19 protein-coding genes and 2 tRNA genes are annotated in these 19,478 nt (G+C 68.2%); all 21 read left to right on the top strand.

All coding sequences use genetic code 11. The features are described 5' to 3' along the window. Window positions 1–262 precede the first annotated feature (262 nt). Window positions 263–928: a MotA/TolQ/ExbB proton channel family protein gene (locus tag ACFSCU_RS10265; RefSeq protein ID WP_180551159.1), complete on the top strand. Its 666-nt coding sequence runs from the start codon at window positions 263–265 to the stop codon at window positions 926–928. Then, a complete protein-coding gene (locus ACFSCU_RS10260) occupies window positions 925–1,338 on the top strand; it encodes an ExbD/TolR family protein (protein ID WP_333708077.1) in 414 nt (137 codons plus the stop codon). The genes ACFSCU_RS10265 and ACFSCU_RS10260 overlap by 4 nt, the downstream gene beginning before the upstream one ends. Before the next feature lie 386 nt (window positions 1,339–1,724). After that, the gene (gene lpxK, locus ACFSCU_RS10255) at window positions 1,725–2,798 is read left to right on the top strand and encodes a tetraacyldisaccharide 4'-kinase (protein WP_377560612.1); all 1,074 of its coding nucleotides are present in this window, start codon (window positions 1,725–1,727) and stop codon (window positions 2,796–2,798) included. After that, window positions 2,795–3,166 carry a VOC family protein gene (locus tag ACFSCU_RS10250; protein WP_180551157.1) on the top strand — a complete coding sequence of 124 codons (372 nt, stop codon included), beginning with the start codon at window positions 2,795–2,797 and terminating at the stop codon, window positions 3,164–3,166. Before lpxK ends, ACFSCU_RS10250 begins: the two co-directional genes overlap by 4 nt. Window positions 3,167–3,180: 14 nt before the next feature. Further along, window positions 3,181–3,390, top strand: a complete 210-nt coding sequence (locus ACFSCU_RS10245; RefSeq protein ID WP_180551156.1) for a Trm112 family protein — start codon at window positions 3,181–3,183, stop codon at window positions 3,388–3,390. Between the two features lie 83 nt (window positions 3,391–3,473). After that, entirely contained in the window at window positions 3,474–5,246 is a 1,773-nt protein-coding gene (locus tag ACFSCU_RS10240; RefSeq protein ID WP_180551155.1) for a carboxylesterase/lipase family protein, read from the top strand. A 96-nt stretch (window positions 5,247–5,342) separates the two neighbouring features. Continuing rightward, on the top strand, window positions 5,343–6,110 hold the full coding sequence (kdsB, locus tag ACFSCU_RS10235; RefSeq protein ID WP_180551154.1) for a 3-deoxy-manno-octulosonate cytidylyltransferase: 768 nt from the start codon (window positions 5,343–5,345) through the stop codon (window positions 6,108–6,110). Between the two features lie 239 nt (window positions 6,111–6,349). Then, window positions 6,350–7,006: an adenylate kinase gene (adk, locus tag ACFSCU_RS10230; protein WP_180551153.1), complete on the top strand. Its 657-nt coding sequence runs from the start codon at window positions 6,350–6,352 to the stop codon at window positions 7,004–7,006. A gap of 164 nt (window positions 7,007–7,170) precedes the next feature. Continuing rightward, on the top strand, window positions 7,171–7,836 hold the full coding sequence (lexA, locus tag ACFSCU_RS10225) for a transcriptional repressor LexA (protein WP_180551152.1): 666 nt from the start codon (window positions 7,171–7,173) through the stop codon (window positions 7,834–7,836). Between the two features lie 166 nt (window positions 7,837–8,002). Next, the gene (locus ACFSCU_RS10220) at window positions 8,003–8,374 is read left to right on the top strand and encodes a hypothetical protein (protein WP_180551151.1); all 372 of its coding nucleotides are present in this window, start codon (window positions 8,003–8,005) and stop codon (window positions 8,372–8,374) included. A gap of 177 nt (window positions 8,375–8,551) precedes the next feature. Continuing rightward, window positions 8,552–9,559, top strand: a complete 1,008-nt coding sequence (locus ACFSCU_RS10215; RefSeq protein ID WP_180551150.1) for a D-2-hydroxyacid dehydrogenase family protein — start codon at window positions 8,552–8,554, stop codon at window positions 9,557–9,559. A gap of 495 nt (window positions 9,560–10,054) precedes the next feature. Continuing rightward, window positions 10,055–11,584: a 3-hydroxyacyl-CoA dehydrogenase gene (locus ACFSCU_RS10210; protein ID WP_377560611.1), complete on the top strand. Its 1,530-nt coding sequence runs from the start codon at window positions 10,055–10,057 to the stop codon at window positions 11,582–11,584. Window positions 11,585–11,791: 207 nt separating this feature from the next. After that, window positions 11,792–12,022, top strand: coding sequence for a hypothetical protein (locus ACFSCU_RS10205; RefSeq protein WP_180551149.1), 231 nt, complete (start codon window positions 11,792–11,794; stop codon window positions 12,020–12,022). 19 nt (window positions 12,023–12,041) lie between these two features. Beyond that, a complete protein-coding gene (locus ACFSCU_RS10200; protein ID WP_377560610.1) occupies window positions 12,042–12,821 on the top strand; it encodes an oxepin-CoA hydrolase, alternative type in 780 nt (259 codons plus the stop codon). Window positions 12,822–13,463: 642 nt separating this feature from the next. Then, on the top strand, window positions 13,464–14,183 hold the full coding sequence (locus ACFSCU_RS10195; protein WP_377560609.1) for a Crp/Fnr family transcriptional regulator: 720 nt from the start codon (window positions 13,464–13,466) through the stop codon (window positions 14,181–14,183). A gap of 15 nt (window positions 14,184–14,198) precedes the next feature. Next, a complete protein-coding gene (locus ACFSCU_RS10190) occupies window positions 14,199–15,284 on the top strand; it encodes a phosphotransferase (RefSeq protein ID WP_180551148.1) in 1,086 nt (361 codons plus the stop codon). Window positions 15,285–15,348: 64 nt separating this feature from the next. Then, window positions 15,349–16,608, top strand: coding sequence for an acyl-CoA dehydrogenase family protein (locus ACFSCU_RS10185; RefSeq protein WP_377560608.1), 1,260 nt, complete (start codon window positions 15,349–15,351; stop codon window positions 16,606–16,608). Between the two features lie 324 nt (window positions 16,609–16,932). Further along, the gene (locus ACFSCU_RS10180) at window positions 16,933–17,628 is read left to right on the top strand and encodes a glutathione S-transferase N-terminal domain-containing protein (protein WP_377560606.1); all 696 of its coding nucleotides are present in this window, start codon (window positions 16,933–16,935) and stop codon (window positions 17,626–17,628) included. Window positions 17,629–17,664: 36 nt separating this feature from the next. Further along, window positions 17,665–17,741, top strand: a tRNA-Pro gene (locus ACFSCU_RS10175). A gap of 44 nt (window positions 17,742–17,785) precedes the next feature. Then, window positions 17,786–17,862, top strand: a tRNA-Arg gene (locus ACFSCU_RS10170). A gap of 175 nt (window positions 17,863–18,037) precedes the next feature. Then, window positions 18,038–19,279 carry a tyrosine-type recombinase/integrase gene (locus tag ACFSCU_RS10165; protein ID WP_377560605.1) on the top strand — a complete coding sequence of 414 codons (1,242 nt, stop codon included), beginning with the start codon at window positions 18,038–18,040 and terminating at the stop codon, window positions 19,277–19,279. Window positions 19,280–19,478 lie beyond the last annotated feature (199 nt).

The following is a 19,478-nucleotide window of genomic DNA, read 5'->3' as shown; positions in this document are numbered from 1 at the left end:
CTGCGTCATCAATCTGTCAAGAACCGCGCCAGTGCGTGCTTGCGGCGGGATGACGGGGGCATTCTTCACAAAGTTATCCACAGAATCTGTGCACCGGCGCGGGTCATGGTGCCATGGCGGCGATCCGTGCGCTTGTGCACGTTTGCCGGCGCGCGTGCAGCCCGGTGGCCGAGGCGGCGCGGGGGTACGCCATAATCGCGCGCATCCTTTTTGCGGGCGCCCGGCCCAGCCGGTGTGTGCCGCGCCGCACGAGAGAAAACCCTTGCTTTCCATCATACAAGCCGCCGGCTGGCCCATCTGGCCGCTCATCCTGTGCTCCATCCTGGCACTGGCCTTCATCATTGAGCGCTTCATCAAGCTCAAGACCAGCCGCGTGCTGGGCAGCAACCTGGTGGACGAGGCCATCGGCGTGTCGCGTGATTCGGTGCCGGCGCCCGACACCGTGAACCAGCTCGAACAGCACTCGGCCCTGGGCCAGGTGCTGGCCGCCGGCTGGCGCGCCATCAACAACAACCCGCGCTGCACCCCGACCGAGATGCGCGCCGCCATGGAGGCCGCGGGCCGCTCGGCCACGCACCGGCTGGAGCGCTACCTGCCGGCGCTGGCCACCATCGCCAGTGCCGCGCCGCTGCTGGGCCTGCTGGGCACGGTGATCGGCATGATCGAGATCTTCGGCTCGCAGGCGCCCGCCGCCGGCAGCGCCGTGGGCGGCGGCAACCCGGCGCAGCTGGCGCACGGCATTTCCATCGCGCTCTACAACACCGCCTTCGGCCTGATCGTGGCGATTCCGGCGCTGATCTTCTGGCGCTACTTCCGCGCCCGGGTCGACGGCTACATCCTCGAGCTGGAACTGGCCGCCGAGCGCTTCGCGCGCCACCTGGAGCCGCTGTGCCCCGGCCGCGCGCCGGCCGACGGAGCGCGCAAGTGAAATTCCGCCCCCACCCGCCCGAGGAGCCGGAGATCAACCTGATCCCGTTCATCGACGTGCTGCTGGTGATCCTGATCTTCCTGATGCTGACGACGACGTACAGCAAGTTCACCGAACTGCAGGTGACCCTGCCCGTGGCCCACGCCGACGCCTCGCGCGACCGGCCCAAGGAGATCGTGGTGGCCGTGGCCTCCGACGGCCGCTACGCCGTGAACAAGGAGCCGCTGGCCGGCAACAGCGTGGAGGCCGTGGCCAATGCCCTGCGCGCCGTGGCCGCCCAGGACAGCATCCTGATCATCAGCGCCGACGCCGCCGCGCCGGTGCAGGCCGCCGTCACCGTGATGGACGCCGCGCGCCGCGTGGGTTTGACGCAGATCACCTTCGCCGCCAGAACCGGGGCATCCCCCTGAGCGCCTGACGGCGCCTCCCCCCTTCTCTCGCTGCGCGGGAAATGGGGGGACGCACCCGGCGGGCGGGCCAGGCCCTTCCGCAGTGCCCTGACATGGTCTTGCTCCGCGGCCTTTTGATGTCACAAGGGTTGCGCCCTGCCCGGAAACCCCCTCTCCCTCTGGGAGAGGGCTGTGGTGAGGGCCAACCCAGCGAAAAAGATAGCTGCCCGCGCAAGCCCCACGGGCGCTAGAAGCCGATTTCACCCACAACCCACAAGCACCACAGCACGCCCAGGCCGGCTACCGCGCGCCGCGCCTGGCCGATGACACAATGGGCTGACCCGGCGCGGCGATGAAAGGCCGTCCGGCCATGCAAGCGCCTGCTGCTCGTCGTTCCGCCATTCCCGATGTCTCGCATCCCGCTCGAACACCGCCTGCGCGCCGCCTGGCAACGGCGCGGGCCGCTGGCCGTGGTGCTGTGGCCGCTGTCGCGGCTGTACGGCGCGCTGGCGGCACGCGAACGCGCGGCTTACAGCAGCGGCGCGCGGACGGTCACCCGCCTGCCGGTGCCCGTGGTGGTGGTCGGCAACGTGGTCGCCGGCGGCGCGGGCAAGACGCCGACCACGCTGGCCATCGTCGACCACCTGAAGGCGCGCGGCTGGCGGCCGGGCATCGTCTCGCGCGGGCACGGGCGCGCCGGCGACGACTGCCGCGAAGTCATGCCCGACAGCGACCCGCGCGCCGTGGGCGACGAGCCGCTGCTGCTGCGCCGCCGCGCTGGCGTGCCGGTGGCCGTGGCGCCGCGCCGCGCCGAGGCGGGCCAGGCCCTGCTGGCGGCGCACCCCGGCTGCGACATCCTGGTCTGCGACGACGGACTGCAGCACGGGGCGTTGGCGCGCGACGTGGAAGTGTGCGTGTTCGACGCGCGCGGCACGGGCAACGGCTGGCTGCTGCCCGCCGGCCCGCTGCGCGAACCTTGGCCGCGCGCGGTGGATCTGGTGCTGTTCACCGAAACGCCATCAGCACATGGGGGAGCGGGCCAGCCCGCTCCCACAAGCGCTGGTCAGCACCCGCCCACCTTCACCGCCACCCGCCGCCTGGCCGACGACGCATTGCGCGCCGACGGCAGCCGCGTGCCGCTGGCCGAATTGCAAGGCCAGCCGCTCAGCGCCGTGGCCGGCATCGCCCGGCCCGAGGCCTTCTTCGCCATGCTGCGCGCCGCAGGCCTGACACTGGCGCGCACGCAGGCCCTGCCCGATCACTACGATTTCAATAGCTGGCAGCGCCCGCCAGACAAGCGTGAAACCCTGATTTGCACCGAAAAAGATGCGCTGAAGCTGTGGCGCCACGACCCCGCCGCGCTGGCCGTGCCGCTGGTGCTGGACGTACCGGCCGCCTTCTTCACCGCGCTGGACGGCCGCCTGGCGGCGCAGGGCTATCATCCGCGGCACACCACCGCGCCCGCGCCGCGCACGCCATGATTTCGCACATCGACCACATCGTCCTCACGGTTGCCGACATCGAGCGCTCGGTCGCGTTCTACGTTCGCGTGCTGGGCATGCAGGCCGTCAGCTTCGGCAACGGTCGCCGCGCGCTGCAGTTCGGCCAGCAGAAGATCAACCTGCAGACCCTGGGCATGGAGCCGCGCAACCACGCCGCCGTGGGCGCGGGCGATGTGTGCCTGATCACCGACTGGCCCACCGCGCGCGTGCTGGCCCGCCTGGCGGCCGAGGGCGTGCCGGTGCTCGAGGGCCCGGTGACGAAATCCGGCGCCCAGGGCCCGATCGAATCGGTGTATTTCAACGACCCCGACGGCCACCTGATCGAGGTCAGCCGCTACCCTGATTGAAAAGAGTCAACCGCATGGACACCAAGCTGCTCGAACTGCTCGTCTGCCCCGTCACCAAGGGCCCGCTCGACCTCGACCGCGAGAAGCAGGAGCTGATCTCGCGCTCGGCCCGCCTGGCCTACCCCATCCGCGACGGCATCCCGATCATGCTGGAGGGCGAAGCGCGCGCCGTGCCGGCCGAGGAGATCGAGGCCATGCCGCCGCGCACCCCGGTGCTGGGGTAAACACGCGCCCCGCGGTGCTTGTAGCACTGCCTCCCGGCCATTAGCATCGCGCCCGGAGACAACCCACACAGGAGCACCGCGCGATGAAGCCGATCAACGCCACCCGCTGGCTGACCGCAGGCGCCATGGCCACCACCCTTGTTCTCAGCGCCTGCGGGGGCAGCAGCGATGCCCCCGAAACCCGCGACACCGCCTACGGCAAGGTCCAGGGTGTGGACGACGGCGCGAAGTCGGGCACGTACTACTGGAAGGGCATCCCGTTCGCCCAGGCGCCCGCCGGCGCGCTGCGCTGGAAGGCGCCCGTGGCGCCCACGGCCTGGAAGGACACGCTGCAGGCCACGCAGTTCGGTGCCTCGTGCATCCAGAACCCGCGCATGTACAGCCCGGGCAACGCCAACACCTTCGACGCCAGCGTGGGCGACAACATTCTCAGCGGCCACACGCCCGGCAGCGAGGACTGCCTGTCGCTCAACATCTGGCGCCCGGCCACCAACGAGAAGAACCTGCCGGTCATCGTGTTCATCTACGGCGGCAGCAACATCACCGGCTACAGTGGCGACCCGCTGTACGACGGCGCGGCGCTGGCGAAGAAGGCCAACGCCGTGGTGGTGTCGGCCAACTACCGGCTGGGGCAACTGGGCTTCTTCCGCCACCCGGCGCTGCGCGACACCGCCGTCGACCCGACGCTGACGCCCGAAGACCAGTCCGGCAACTTCGCCGTGCTCGACATCATCGCCGCGCTGAAGTTCGTGCAGGGCAACATCGAACACTTCGGCGGCAACAAGGCCAACGTCACGCTGTCGGGCCAGTCGGCCGGCGCCATCAACGTGCTGGCCGTGCTGACCACGCCGGGCAACCGCGCGGCCGGCCTGTTCCACCGGCTGGCGCCCCTGTCGGGCGGCATCTCGGTGGCCACCAGCCCGGGCTTTCCGCAGCCGGCCAACAACCTGCAGGGCAACAACGGCACCATCCCGGCGCTGAACCCCGTGGCCACCTACGAAGCGCTGTCGAACATGCTGCTGATGAAGCTGCTGATCGACGACGGCACCGCCGCCGACGTGGCCGGCGCCACCGCCTGGGTGCAGTCGCATTCCAACGCCGAGATCGCCGCCTACCTGCGTGGCAAGCCCGCCAGCACCATCCTGAAGGTGGGCCTGAAGACCGTGGGCGGCCTGCCCAACACCACGGCGTCCGGCCCCATCCCTGAAGGCACCGTGGTGCCCACCGACCCGATTGCCGCCATCCTGGCCGGCGATTACGTCAAGGTGCCCGTCATGTCGGGCATGACGAACCACGAAGGCAAGCTGCTGTCGTCCTTCCTGCCGCTGGTCGGCCACCCGGTGGGCATCAAGCTGCCGGATGCGCAGCTGTTCCCCATCCTGTTCGACGCGGGCAAGGCCAAGGCCGCCACCTTCCACGACATCGTGAACCCCGCCTATGCCGACGGCGCGGCCTATGACGTGGCCATTGCCGACCTGGACGCCAAGTTCTTCGTCGCCCTGCGCGACAACTTCATGGACGCGCTGGCCACGCAGACGCCCAACCAGCTGTGGAGCTACCGCTTCGACTGGAAGCAGGAGCCCGCGCCCTGGAATGACGTCTACGGCGCGGCCCACGCGTTCGACCTGGCCTTCCTGTTCGGCAATTTCGGCCCGTCGCTGTATTCGAACGTGATCGTCAGCGACGCCAACAAGGCCGGCCGACTGGCCCTGTCGGACGCCATGATGTCCACCCTGGCCGCCTTCGCGCGTAGCGGCAACCCCAACACCGGCGCATTGGGCGCGAACTGGCCCAACTGGCCGAATGTGCTGCTGTTCGACGCCACGCTGGCAGCCAAGCAGATCAGCGTGCAGTAAACCCCTTCATCGCCTGGCCCGGCCCGCGGGCCCACCAGCGATGCAAGACAATGGCCGCGTTCCGCGCTGGAGCGCGGCCATTTCTCTGCGCTCGCCATGCCCTTCACCGTCCTCATCCCCGCCCGCCTCGCCTCCACCCGTCTGCCCAATAAGCCGCTGGCCGACATCGGCGGCAAGCCGATGATCGTGCGCGTGGCCGAGCGGGCCGAATGCTCCGGCGCGGCGCAGGTGGTGGTGGCCGCCGACGCACCCGAGATCCTGAGCGCCTGCGCCGCCCACGGCGTGCGCGCCGTGCCGACCCGCGCCGACCACCCCAGTGGCAGCGACCGCCTGGCCGAGGCCTGCGCCCTGCTGGGCCTGCATGGCGACGACGTGGTGGTGAACGTGCAGGGCGACGAGCCGCTGATCGACCCGGCACTCATCGACGCCGTTGCGGGTTTGTTGAAGAAACAGCCGCTGGCGCAGATGGGCACTGCGGCGCACGCTATCGAAACCGTAGAAGACTTCACCAACCCCAACGTGGTGAAGGTGATCACCGACGCGCGGGGCCTGGCCCTCACCTTCAGCCGCGCGCCGCTGCCCTGGTGGCGCGACGGCTTCGCGCAGGGCATCACGCAGTTGCCGACGGCACCCGCGCCGCTGCGCCACATCGGCCTTTACAGCTACCGCGCCGCCTTCCTGCGCGCCTTCCCGTCGATGCCGCCCGCGCCGCTGGAGCAGTGCGAGGCGCTGGAGCAACTGCGCGCCCTGTGGCATGGCCACCGCATTGCCGTGCACTTCACGCCCCACGCGCCCGGCGCCGGCGTGGACACGCCCGAGGACCTGGCACGGGTGCGCGCGCTGTTCGACGCCACGCACGGTTGATGCGCCCGCGGCCGGCAGTCACTTCAATTTCAATAGCTGCTGGCGCCTGTCAAACCTTGATTTCAATGTCTTTTCTCTTGAATTCAAGCTACAGCCTGCGCAACCCACTATCAAAACAAAAGCAACCAACCCGCGCCGTGCGCTGTAAGCCAGTCTCAAGCGGCTGCGTGCTATTCTCGCCAGCGACCGCGCACCGGCCCTGCTGCCGATGCCGCCACCACGCATAAACGAGGAGCAAGATGAGACTCATTCTTCTGGGCGCCCCCGGCGCCGGCAAGGGCACGCAAGCGGCCTTCATCTGCCAGAAATACGGCATCCCGCAAATCTCCACCGGCGACATGCTGCGCGCCGCCGTCAAGGCCGGCACGCCGCTGGGCCTGCAGGCCAAGAGCGTGATGGAATCCGGCGGCCTGGTGAGCGACGACCTCATCATCAACCTGGTGAAGGAGCGCATTGCCCAACCCGATTGCGCCAACGGCTTCCTGTTCGACGGCTTTCCGCGCACCATCCCGCAGGCCGAGGCGATGAAGGACGCCGGCGTCAAGCTCGACTACGTGCTCGAGATCGACGTGCCCTTCGACGCCATCATCGAGCGCATGAGCGGCCGCCGCAGCCACCCGGCCAGCGGCCGCACCTACCACGTCAAGTTCAACCCGCCCAAGGTCGAAGGCAAGGACGACGTGACCGGCGAGCCGCTGGTGCAGCGCGACGACGACAAGGAAGACACGGTGCGCAAGCGCCTGGACGTGTACAGCCAGCAGACCCGCCCGCTGGTCGACTACTACGGCAACTGGGCCAAGGCCGACCCGGCCAACGCACCCAAGTACCGCGCCATCAGCGGCACCGGCACGGTCGAGGACATCACGGCGCGCGCACTGGCGGCACTGGCCAGCTGAGCCCGCGCTGCCTTCCCCCCGCCCAGGGCCTTCGTTCTCGAAGGCCCTTTTTCATGCGCCGGTGCCTGGCGACGATGGGGCTTGCATTGCGCGCCAAACTGGTTAAAAATACAGTTACTGGATATCAACACAGTCATTCCATCCTGCCGCGCAAGAGGTCGCCCATGTCCGACACACCCAAGCTCACCGCCCGCCAGCAGCAGATCCTGCAACTGGTGCAGCACGCCATCGCCCGCACCGGCGCACCGCCCACGCGGGCCGAGATCGCGGCGCAGCTCGGCTTCAAATCCGCCAACGCGGCCGAGGAGCACCTGCAGGCCCTGGCGCGCAAGGGCGTGATCGAGCTGGTCAGCGGCACCTCGCGCGGCATCCGCCTGAAGGGCGCCGGCCGCACCGGCGTGCGCGGCGACAGCTTCAGCCTGCCGCTGCCCGGCATGGCGCAGCTGGCGCTGCCGCTGGTGGGCCGCGTGGCCGCCGGCTCGCCCATCCTGGCGCAAGAGCACGTCGACCAGACCTACCACATCGAGCCCGGCCTGTTCCCCCAGCGGCCCGACTATCTGCTGCGCGTGCGCGGCATGTCGATGCGCGATGCCGGCATCATGGACGGCGACCTGCTGGCCGTGCAGGCCACGCGCGATGCGCGCAACGGCCAGATCGTGGTGGCCCGCTTGGGCGACGACGTCACCGTCAAGCGCTTTCACCGCCACAAGAACCAGATCGAACTGGACGCCGAGAACCCCGACTACCCCACCATCGTCGTGCAGCCCGGCGAGCCGTTCGAGATCGAGGGCCTGGCCGTAGGCCTGATCCGCAACAGCATGCTGATGTAGCGCCTTTGCCCGGTGCCGCCGCAGGTGGCGGGCGTGCAGACGAGGCAGCGGCGCTTTGGCCGCTTCCATCGTCCACACCCTGCGGCAGCGCCATCAGATGGGTGCCAGCGTGCCCCATCCGTCAATCCTGCCTGTGTCCAACCTCGCTTTCCCTGAAAGGTTTTACATGGGAACCAACGTCATCCACCTGGCCGACTGGGCCGTGCCCAGCTATCGCCGCCACCGCGGTGCTGCCACGCAAGGCAGCACGCCGCCCGACAGCGCCTGGAGCGCCATGGCGCGCCGCCGCGTGGCACAACGGCGCGCCGCCGAGCAGGCCGCCGGCCAGCGCACGTTGGCGCTGGTGCCTGCAGCCGAAACAGCCGGCGCCCCCGCCACCGGCACGCCGGCGGTGCGCGTCACCCACCTCGTGGATGCGCGGCAGCCGGCGGGCGACAGCGGGCGCCTGCGCATCTCGGGCCGGCTGATCGACGTCTGCGCCGAGCTGGAGCGTCTGGCCGCCGCCGAGGCGCAGGCCGCCCTGCCCCGCCGCGCCTGAGCCTGCCGCGCACCGCCGCCGGCGCCCGGCGCGGGCGGCATGGCCAGCCCACGCCAGCCGCCACACGGCCGCTGGCCCCGCACACCGCCCGCGACCGTGTACGCGTACGCCCATGCGCGCGTGTACCCGTGCGCCCATGCGCCCGGCCGCCGCCGCGGCCAAAGGCACAATGCGGGCATGAACATCGTGATCCTCGACGACTATCAGGACGCCGTGCGCAAGCTGGCCTGCGCGTCCAAGCTGGAACAGTACCCGGCCAAGGTGTACACCAACACCGTCAAGGGCCTGGGCCAGCTGTCGGTGCGCCTGCGCGATGCCGAGGTGATCGTGCTGATCCGCGAGCGCACGCAGCTCACGCGCCAGCTGATCGAGAAGCTGCCCAGGCTGAAGATGATCTCGCAGACCGGCCGCGTCGGCGCGCACGTCGACGTCGCCGCCTGCACCGAACGCGGCATTGTCGTGGCCGAAGGCGTCACCTCGCCGGTGGCGCCGGCTGAGTTGACCTGGGCGCTCATCATGGCGGCCACGCGCCGCCTGCCGCAGTACATCGGCAACCTCAAGCACGGGGCGTGGCAGCAGTCGGGGCTGAAGGCGGCGTCGATGCCGCCCAACTTCGGGCTCGGGCAGGTGCTGCGCGGGCGCGTGCTGGGCATCTGGGGTTATGGCCGCATCGGCCAGATCGTCGCCAGCTACGGCCGCGCCTTCGGCATGCAGGTGCTGGTGTGGGGCTCGGCCGATTCGATGGCCCGCGCGCGCACCGACGGCCACGCCACGGCGCACAGCCAGGCCGACTTCTTCGCCTATGCCGACGTGCTGTCGCTGCACCTGCGCCTGTCGGACACCACGCGCGGCATCGTGCGGCTGGAGGACCTGAGCCGCATGAAGCCCACCGCGCTGCTGGTCAACACTTCGCGCGCCGAGCTGATCGAGCCCGACGCGCTGGTCAGCGCGCTCAACCGCGGCCGCCCCGGCATGGGCGCGGTGGACGTGTTCGAGGCCGAGCCCATCCTGCAGGGCCAGGCCCTGCTGCGGCTGGAGAACTGCATCTGCACGCCGCACATCGGCTATGTGGAGCAGGATAACTACGAGATGCTCTTCGGCGCCGCGTTCGACAACGTCATCAACTTCCTGCGCGGCACGCCGACGAACATCGTCAACCCGGGGGCGTTGCAGGTGAGGAGATGAGGGCATCCCCCTGAGCGGCGAACGCCGCTTCCCCCTTCTCTCTTCGGGAAGGGGGACAGCGCCAGCGGCCGGCGCATGTCCGTCCGCGGCGTTCGCTGGCATGGCCTGCTCCGCGGCCTTCTGGCTGGCTTGCCCGCGATGCGGCATCTCGTCGCCACCCACGCCTGATCGCGGGCCAGCCCGCGCCCACACGGCGGATGCGATCCACGCGACATCCGGGACTTGCTGGCGATCAAGCATTCCTGAAAGCAAATCCGCATGAAAGCGCGCGCCTTCACGCAATCCAGGCGATAGCCATTTGGCGCCATGCTTCAGTTCGAATATGAGAGCTTCTTGCGCCTGATAAGCAAGCGCCAAAGCCATTTTTCATGGTGAAGAATATTTCCAAGGTCCCCCCTTTCTGCTGACGCGGCTTCAAAAGCGCCAGCCACCGCGCCCGCCGGCCGGTCCCGTGCGCGTCCTGGCCGGGCGCCCTGCTCCCCCATAATGCGGCGCATGAGCACCACCACACCTCGCTTTCAGACGATCGGCATCGTCGGCACCGGCGCCATGGGCCGGGGCATTGCCCAGATTGCCGCACAGGCCGGCAGCACCGTGCTGCTGTTCGACACCCAGCCCGATGCCGTGACCAAGGCGCGCGACGCCGTGAGCACGCAGTGGGACAAGCTGGTCGAGAAAGGCCGCATCGGCGCCGACGCCGCCAGCGCCCAGAAGGCCCGCCTGAAGCCCGCCGCCGCCCTGGCCGACCTGGCCGGCTGCGACCTGATCGTCGAGGCCATCGTCGAAAACCTCGACGTCAAGAAAAAGCTGTTCGCCGAGTTGGAAGGCATCGTGCAGCCCACGGCGGTGCTGGCCACCAACACCTCGTCGCTGTCGGTCACGGCGATCGCCGCGGCGCTGAAGCGGCCACAGCAGTTCGCGGGCTTTCACTTCTTCAACCCGGTGCCGCTGATGAAGGTGGTCGAGGTCATCGCCGGCCTCAAGACCGATCCCGCGGTGTGCCAGGCGCTGGCCGAGTACGCGCGCCAGATGGGCCACACCCCCGTGCAGGCCGAAGACACGCCCGGCTTCATCGTCAACCACGCCGGCCGCGGCTACGGCACCGAGGCGCTGCGCATCGTCAGCGAAGGCGTGGCCGATTTCGCCACCATCGACCGCATCCTGAAGGACCAGGTCGGCTTCAAGCTCGGCCCCTTCGAGCTGATGGATTTGACGGCGCTGGACGTGTCGCACCCGGTGATGGAATCCATCTACCGCCAGTACTACGACGAGCCGCGCTACCGCCCCAGCGTCATCACCGCGCAGCGCCTGGCCGGCGGCGTGGTGGGCAAGAAGGTGGGCGACGGCTTCTACAAATACGAAGGCGGCGCCGCGCAGATCGCGCCCGTGCCGCCCGTGCCGCAGGTCGATGACCTGCCGCCGGTGTGGGTCAGCACCCGCGCCGCGCGCCGTGCCGAGCTGTACCAGTTGCTGAAGGACCTGGGCGCCAAGATCGAGACCGGGCAGTCGCCCTCGCCGCAGGCGTTGACGCTGGTGGCGCCGCTGGGCTTCGACGTGACCACCGTCGCCGTGGTCGAGCGGCTGGACCCGGCCCGCACCGTCGGCATCGACATGCTGGTGGACGACGCCGCCACCAAGCGCCGCGTGCTGGCCACCAACCCCGCCACGCGCAGCGACATGCGCGATGCCGCGCACGCGCTGTTCGCGCGCGATGGCAAGGCCGTCAGCGTGATCCGCGACTCGGGCGGCTTCGTCACCCAGCGCGTGGTGGCCACCATCGTGAACATCGCCGCCGACATGTGCCAGCAGCGCGTGTGCACGCCGAAGGATCTAGAAACCGCCGTGACGCTGGGCCTGGGCTACCCGCTGGGCCCACTGGCCATGGGCGACAAGTTTGGCCCCGCCAACGTGCTGGAAGTGCTGTTCAACATGCAGACCGTGTACGGCGATCCGCGCTACCGCCCCAGCCCCTGGCTGCGGCGCCGCGGCGCCATCGGGCTGAGCCTGATGCATGAAGAATCGTGATGTCCACCCCCCTGTGTCGCCTGCGGCGCCTTCCCCCCTCTGCTGCGCGAGGGGGGACAACGCCAGTGGCCGGCACAGGTCCGTCCACGGCGTTCGCTGGCATGACCCGCGGGCCACGCAAAACGCTGCGGCCCCAAGGAGAATGCCGCTGAGTCGCTGCTGAACATAGGTTTTTAGCTATCTATAAAATAGCAAATGGAGACAACCATGACCACCACCCCAACACCCGACGCCAAGCCCCAAGGCGTCATTGCCAACCAGGAAGCCCTGCTGCAGACCGAGATCGACCGCGTGGTGCTGGAGCAATCCGGCCACAGCGCCGAAGAGCTGCAGAAACTGGCCGAGCTGGAACAACTGCCGCCGCTCAGCGACGACGAACTGGCGCGCCAGGCCGAGGCCGCCCCCGGCGCCGACGGCGACCCGTCCACCCCCGAATAGCCCTCTGCCGCACGACACCATGGCCGCCGAACTGCGCAGCACCGTCGAGGGTCGCACCATGGTGCTGACCATCAGCAACCCCGAGCACCGCAACGCGCTCGGCCCCGAGATGTACGCCGCCGGCGTCGAGGCGCTGAACATCGCCGAGACCAACCCCGACGTGCGCTGCGTGGTGCTGACCGGCGAGGGCGAGACCTTCTGCGCCGGCGGCAACCTGCAGCGCCTGCAGGCCAACCGCCAGAAACCGCCCGAAGTGCAGGCGCAAAGCATCGAGCAGCTGCACAGCTGGGTCGAGGCCATCCGCACCTTCCCCAAGCCCGTCATCGCCGCCGTTGAAGGCCCGGCGGCCGGCGCGGGCTTCTCGCTGGCGCTGGCCTGCGACCTGATCGTGGCCGCGCGCAACGCCGTGTTCGTCATGGCCTACAGCAGCGTCGCCCTGTCGCCCGACGGCGGCGGCAGCTGGAGCCTGGCGCAGGCGCTGCCGCGCCAGCTGGTGAACGAGTTGCTGATGAGCGGCGAGCGCATCGGTGCACAGCGCCTGCACGAGCTGGGCGTGGTGAACCGCCTGTGCGATGCCGGCCAGGCGCTGGGCACGGCGCTGGAATGGTCCGAAAAACTCGCGGCCCGCGCCCCCAACGTGATGACCAGCATCAAGGAGCTGGTGAGCGAAGCCGGCGCCCACGACCTGAGCACGCACCTGGCCGCCGAGCGCGACCACTTCGTGAAGAACCTGCACCACCCCAACGGCGGCATCGGCATTGCCGCTTTCCTGAACAAGCAGGTGCCGCGCTATGAATAGATGAGCCCGGCGCATCGCGCCTGGCGCTTCATCGCGCGGGTGCCTGCCCCAGCAGGCTGGTGGAAAGCTGCAAGCCATCTGCCCTGGCGGTTGCGGCGCTTGCCCCATGCGCAGCCACCCTCACCCCCGCCCTCTCCCGCCAGCGGGAGAGGGAGCAAGAAAGCCGCCGCGCGAAGCAGCGGCGCTGACCAACCGAAGGCCGAGCGCAGCGATGGCCCGAGTGGACTTCCCCTCCCCTCTGGCCGTGCCGAGAAGCGCAGGGCGTGGGGCGGGCGCGGCAGCGCAGCATGCCGCGCTTCGTGCTCTGACTCGCTGCGGTTGTTTGAGCGGCGTGAGCGCAGCGAACAAAGCGAGTTCCGCAGCGCCGCCCCGCGACCGAGCATCGCAGGTTGCCCGCAGCGAAGCGGAGGGACACGGCCAGTGGGGTCGCCTTTTCTTTGGTTACTTTCTTTTGGCGAGACAAAAGAAAGTGACTGCGCCGCCGGGCGCAATCCCGGCCAGCAGCGCATCCAACCCCATCGCCATCATCGCCCAGCGAAAAACGCAACGCAGCGCCCCACGCTGAAATCCCCCCGCCCCGCCACCACCCCCCGTCCCCCGGGCGACAATGCGAAGGTGTATCAGTCACCCATAAGACAGCCCATGGACGACCCCATTCTTACCATGGAGGAACGTACAGCGATCAACCAAGGCCGCTGGTTCTCCTCCCTCTCACCCTCGCTTCGTCACGACATCCTTCGATGCGCCCACGTCAAACGCTACCAGGACGGCGACCTCATCTGCAGCCGGGGCGACCCGGCCGAGCAATGGATCGCCTGTGCCAGGGGCTCGGTGCGGGTGTGCTCCACCACGCTGACGGGCAAGCAGATCACGCTGACCTACGTGGAGCCGGGCATCTGGTTCGGCGACGTGGCCATGTTCGACGGCGACCGGCGCACGCACGATGCCTATGCGCATGGCGCCACCACCACGGTGGGCGTGTCGCGCGCGGACTTCCAGAAAATCCTGGCCCTGCACCCCGAGCTGTACGAGGCCCTGCTGAAGCTGCACGCGCGCCGCATCCGCCTGCTGTTCGGCCAGGTGGAAGACCTGAACACGCTGCCGCTGCGCGCGCGCCTGGCCAAGCAGCTGGGCCATCTGCTGCGCAGCTACGGCACGCCGGTGCCGGGCACCGAGCACGAAATGCGCATCACCCTGCAGCTGGCGCAGGAAGAACTGGCGCAGCTGCTGGGCGCCTCGCGCCAGCGCGTGAACCAGGAGCTGAAGACGATGGAGCGCGAGGACATCATCCGCATCGAGCCCGGCGGCCTGGTGGTGCGCAACGGCGCCGCGCTGCGCCGCATCAGCGAGGCTGAAGACTAGACATCGACACAACCCATGAGCAACGCAGAACAATTCACCGGCACCCGCGCCGTCTCCGAAGCGCACGCCTTCGACACCGCCGCGCTGTCGGCCTGGCTGGCCCAGCACCTGCCGGGCTTCGAAGGCCCGTTGAGCGTGGAGATGTTCAAGGGCGGCCAGTCGAACCCCACCTACAAGCTCGTCACGCCCGGGCAAAGCTACGTGATGCGCGCCAAGCCTGGCCCGGTCGCCAAGCTGCTGCCCTCGGCCCACGCCATCGAGCGCGAGTTCGCCGTGATGCGCGGCCTGCACTCTACCTCCGTGCCGGTGGCGAAGATGTACGCGCTGTGCGAGGACGAATCCGTCATCGGCCGTGCCTTCTACGTGATGGAGTTCGTGGCCGGCCGCGTGCTGTGGGACCAGTCGCTGCCCGGCATGACCAACGCGCAGCGCGCCGACATCTACGACGAGATGAACCGCGTCATCGCGGCGCTGCACAAGGTGGATTACAAGGCGCGCGGGCTGGAGGGCTACGGCAAGCCCGGCAACTATTTCGAGCGCCAGATCGGCCGCTGGAGCAAGCAGTACCTGGCCAGCGTCACCCAGCCCATCCCCGAGATGGACAGGCTGATCGAATGGCTGCCCGCCCACATGCCGGCCAGCGCACGCGATGAGAGCCTGACCAGCATCGTGCACGGTGATTACCGCATGGACAACCTGATGTTCCACCCCACCGAGCCGCGCGTGCTGGCCGTGCTGGACTGGGAACTGTCCACCCTGGGCCACCCGCTGGCCGACTTCAGCTACCACTGCATGTCGTGGCACATCCCGCAGGGCGCGTTCCGCGGCATCGGCGGCGTCGACATTGCCAGCCTCGGCATCCCGAGCGAGCAGGACTACATCCGCCGCTATTGCGAGCGCACCGGCTTCACCACGCCCGAGCAACTGGCGCCCGACTGGAACTTCTACCTCGCCTACAACATGTTCCGCATCGCCGCCATCCTGCAAGGCATTGCCAAGCGCGTGGAGGCCGGCACCGCCAGCAGCGCGCAGGCCAGGGCCAGCGGCGCCGGCGCGCGCCCCATGGCCGAGCTGGCCTGGGGATTCGCTCAAAAATCATAGCGCCTTGCGCTTGTATGACGCCGGCCGCAGCCGTTTTTAATCTCAAACCACAAGGACCAGAGACATGGATTTCGAATACAGCCCCAAGGTCAAGGAGATGCAGGCCAAGCTGCTGGCCTTCATGGACGAGCACGTCTACCCGAACGAGAACACCTACTACGACGAGGTGGCCACCAACCGCGCCAAGGGCAACGCCTGGGTGCCCACCAAGATCATCGAGGAACTGAAGCCCAAGGCCCGCGCCGCCGGCCTGTGGAACCTGTTCCTGCCCAAATCGCCGCGCGCGCCCGAGGGCCTGAGCAACCTCGAATACGCGCCGCTGTGCGAGATCATGGGCCGCGTGCCCTGGGCGCCCGAGGTGTTCAACTGCTCGGCGCCCGACACCGGCAACATGGAGACCATCGAGCGCTACGGTACCGAGGCCAACAAGGACGAATGGCTGGAGCCGCTGCTCAAGGGCGAGATCCGCTCGGCCTTCCTGATGACCGAGCCGGCCGTGGCCTCGTCCGACGCTACCAACATCGAATGCTCGATGCGCCGCGAGGGCGATGAATACGTCATCAACGGCCGCAAGTGGTGGTCGTCGGGCGCGGGCGACCCACGCTGCGCCGTCTACATCGTGATGGGCAAGACCGACCCCGAGGCGCCGCGCCATTCGCAGCAGTCGATGATCCTGGTGCCGTCCAACGCAAAGGGCGTCAAGGTGCACCGCCCGCTCACCGTGTTCGGCTGGGACGACGCGCCGCACGGCCACATGGAAGTGGAGCTGAAAGACGTGCGCGTGCCCGTCGGCAACCTGCTGATGGGCGAGGGCAAGGGCTTCGCCATTGCCCAGGGCCGTTTGGGCCCGGGCCGCATCCACCACTGCATGCGCAGCATCGGCGCCGCCGAGCGCGCGCTGGAGCTGATGTGCCAGCGCCTGAACGACCGCACCGCGTTCGGCCGCCGCATCTCCGAGCAGGGCGTGTGGCGCGAGCGCATTGCCGAGTCGCGCTGCATGATCGAGCAGGCCCGCCTGCTGACGCTGAAGGCCGCCTACATGATGGACACCGTGGGCAACAAGGTGGCGCAGGCCGAGATCGCCATGATCAAGATCGTGGCGCCCAACGTCTCCACCCGCGTCATCGACTGGGCAATCCAGGCCCACGGCGGCGGCGGCGTCAGCCAGGACTTCCCGCTGGCCTACAGCTACGCCCACCAGCGCACCCTGCGCCTGGCCGACGGCCCCGACGAAGTGCACCGCAACGCGCTGGCCAAGCTGGAACTGGCCAAGCACATGGCCGGCGCCAAGGAAGTGGAAATGCCCATCACGCGCGGCAGCTGATGCCCCGCGGGCCCGCCCCGCACCAAGCAGCGCGCCCGCCCGCGCCACACAGGCGGCCATCGCCCCGATGGCCGCCTTTTTTTTGGCTCGGCACGCTGGTCGGAGGCGGCCAAAACAAGCGATAGCCAATTGGCGCCACTTTGAAGTATCAATTCAAGAGCTGCTTGCGCCCGATATACAGGCGCTGATGGCTTTTTTATGGTCAAGAATATTTGACAAGTCCCCCCCTGTTTTGATGCACCCCGCATGGCCCTGCCCGCGGCATCCCCGGCCCGCCGACCGCACAATGCACGCTTGCAACCCAGAAAACCACGGAGCCCGCCTGTGATCGACCTCTATTCCTGGCCCACGCCCAACGGCCACAAGGTGCACATCATGCTGGAGGAATGCGCCCTGCCCTACCGCGTGCACCCCATCAACATTGGCAAGGGCGACCAGTTCACGCCCGACTTCCTGGCCATCAGCCCCAACAACAAGATCCCCGCCCTCGTCGACAGCGAAGGCCCCGACGGCCAGCCGATGTCGGTCTTCGAATCGGGCGCCATCCTGCTCTACCTGGCCGAGAAGACCGGCCGCTTCATGCCCGCCGACACGCGCGGCCGCTACGAGGTGCTGCAATGGCTCATGTTCCAGATGGGCGGCGTCGGCCCCATGCTGGGCCAGGCGCACCACTTCCGCATCTACGCGCCCGAGAAGATCGACTACGGCATCAACCGCTACACCAACGAGGCCCGGCGCCTGTACGGCGTGATGGACAAGCGCATCCAGCACACGGGCGCCTACATTGCCGGCGCCGACTACACCCTCGCCGACATCGCCATCTTCCCCTGGCTGCGCAGCTGGGAGAGCCAGGGCATCGACTGGGCCGACTACCCCGCGCTCAAGGCCTGGTTCGACCGCATCGGCGAGCGCCCCGCCGTGCAGCGCGGCGTGCAGGTGCTGGCCGAGCTGCGCCAGCCCGTGCGCACCGACGCGGAAAAGGAAGTGCTGTTTGGCCAGACGCAGTACCAGCGCCGCTGAAAACCCGCGCCGCCCGATGTAGAATCCGCGTTTCGTCGGAGCGTAGCGCAGCCTGGTAGCGCATCTGCTTTGGGAGCAGAGGGTCGCGAGTTCGAATCCCGCCGCTCCGACCATTTCGTACACAATGAAGGCCCGCATCGTCGGGCCTTCATTCTTTCTGCCCGTAGCTCAACTGGATAGAGCAGCTGCCTTCTAAGCAGCAGGTCGGGGGTTCGAGTCCCTCCGGGCAGGCCAAAACAGACCTCCATACAGTCTCACAACCTCTCAAAACCCGCACGTTTCCTAGCGTTGCGGGTTTTTTGTTGTCTCAGGCCATTTCACTGCGTACCATGAGATACCGTCAAAAAAACGGTATCTCTGACGGTATCTCTGAAGTACCGCACCCGAGATACCGTTAGCAGGGGAAGCAATGGCACTCACAGACACATTCGTTAGACAGGTGAAGCACACCGGCAAAGCCAGCGGGGACAAGCACGCCGATGGCGGGGGCATGTACCTGCTGGTCAAGGCCAGCGGCAGGTACTGGCGGATGGACTACACCCACGCCAATAAACGCAAGACACTTGCATTAGGCGTGTACCCCGAAGTCTCTTTGGCGAAGGCCCGCAAGCGCCGCGAAGAAGCCCGCGAACTCCTGGCCGAAGGACTCGACCCCAGCGCGGCCAAGAAGGCCGAGAAGCTGGCAACCCGCGTAGCCGCAGCCAACACTTTCGAAGCCGTGGCCCGCGAGTTCCACGCCACCCAGGCCAGCGGCTGGAGCCCCCGCTATGCAGCGCGGTGGATCGAGCGCATGGAGAAAGACCTGTTCCCGTACATCGGCAAGCTTACGTTGCCCGCCATCACCGCTCCCGTGCTGCTGGACGCACTGCGCAAGGTAGAGAAGCGCGGCGCCAACGAAACCGCCCACACACTGCGCCAGACCGCCGGGCAGGTGTTCCGCTACGGTGTCCAGACGGGGCGCTGCGAACGCAGCCCCGTTACCGACCTGCACGGCGCCTTAAAGCCCGTGGTAGTCAAGCACATGGCTGCGGTGCTGGAGCCAGCCAAGGCGGGCGAGCTGCTGCGGGCCATTGACGGCTACACCGGCCAGCCCATGACCAAGGCGGCGCTGGCGCTATCTGCCCTGCTCTTTCAGCGCCCCGGCAACATCAGGCAGATGGAATGGGCGTGGATTGACTTTGACACAGCCCTGCTGACCATCCCATCCCAGGACATGAAGCGGCGACTGGCGCAGAAGCTCAACGGCAGGCCGCACTTTGTGCCCCTGGCCCCGCAGGCCATCGCCATCTTGAAAGAGCTTCAGCCCCTCACCGGCCATGGCCGCTACGTGTTCCCCAGCCTGCGCACGGGCGAGCGGGCCATGAGTGACAACACCATCAATGCAGCCCTGCGGCGCATGGGCTTTGCCTCCGACGAGATGAGCGCCCACGGGTTCCGGGCCATGGCGCGCACGCTGATGATTGAGCGGATCCCCGGCATATCCGCCGACGTGATCGAAGCCCAACTGGCGCACGGTAAATCTGGACCGCTGGGGGCTGCGTATGACCGCGCCGAATTCATGGAACAGCGGCGCAGGATGATGAGCGATTGGGCAGACTACCTGGACAAACTGCGGATGGGCGCAGAAGTGATTCAATTCAAGAAAGCGTAAGAAGCAGGGGTCTATCACCATCCCCTGGGGGGCCTGCTCCACTCCTCCACAACCACCATGCCATCGGGCAGGATCGTTGTTTTTCTGGTACCTGGGGGCTCCGAGCGGCGTGGCTCCTGACCCGGCCACGACTCGGGCACATACAGCGCGCGGCCCACGCGCAACACACGCCCCTCTTTGATCAAAGTTCTTAAGCGGT

Origin of the sequence: Ottowia beijingensis, assembly GCF_042680925.1 — a bacterium.
GTDB classification, from domain to species: domain Bacteria; phylum Pseudomonadota; class Gammaproteobacteria; order Burkholderiales; family Burkholderiaceae_C; genus Ottowia; species Ottowia beijingensis.
This window is presented reverse-complemented; position numbering and strand designations above follow the sequence as displayed.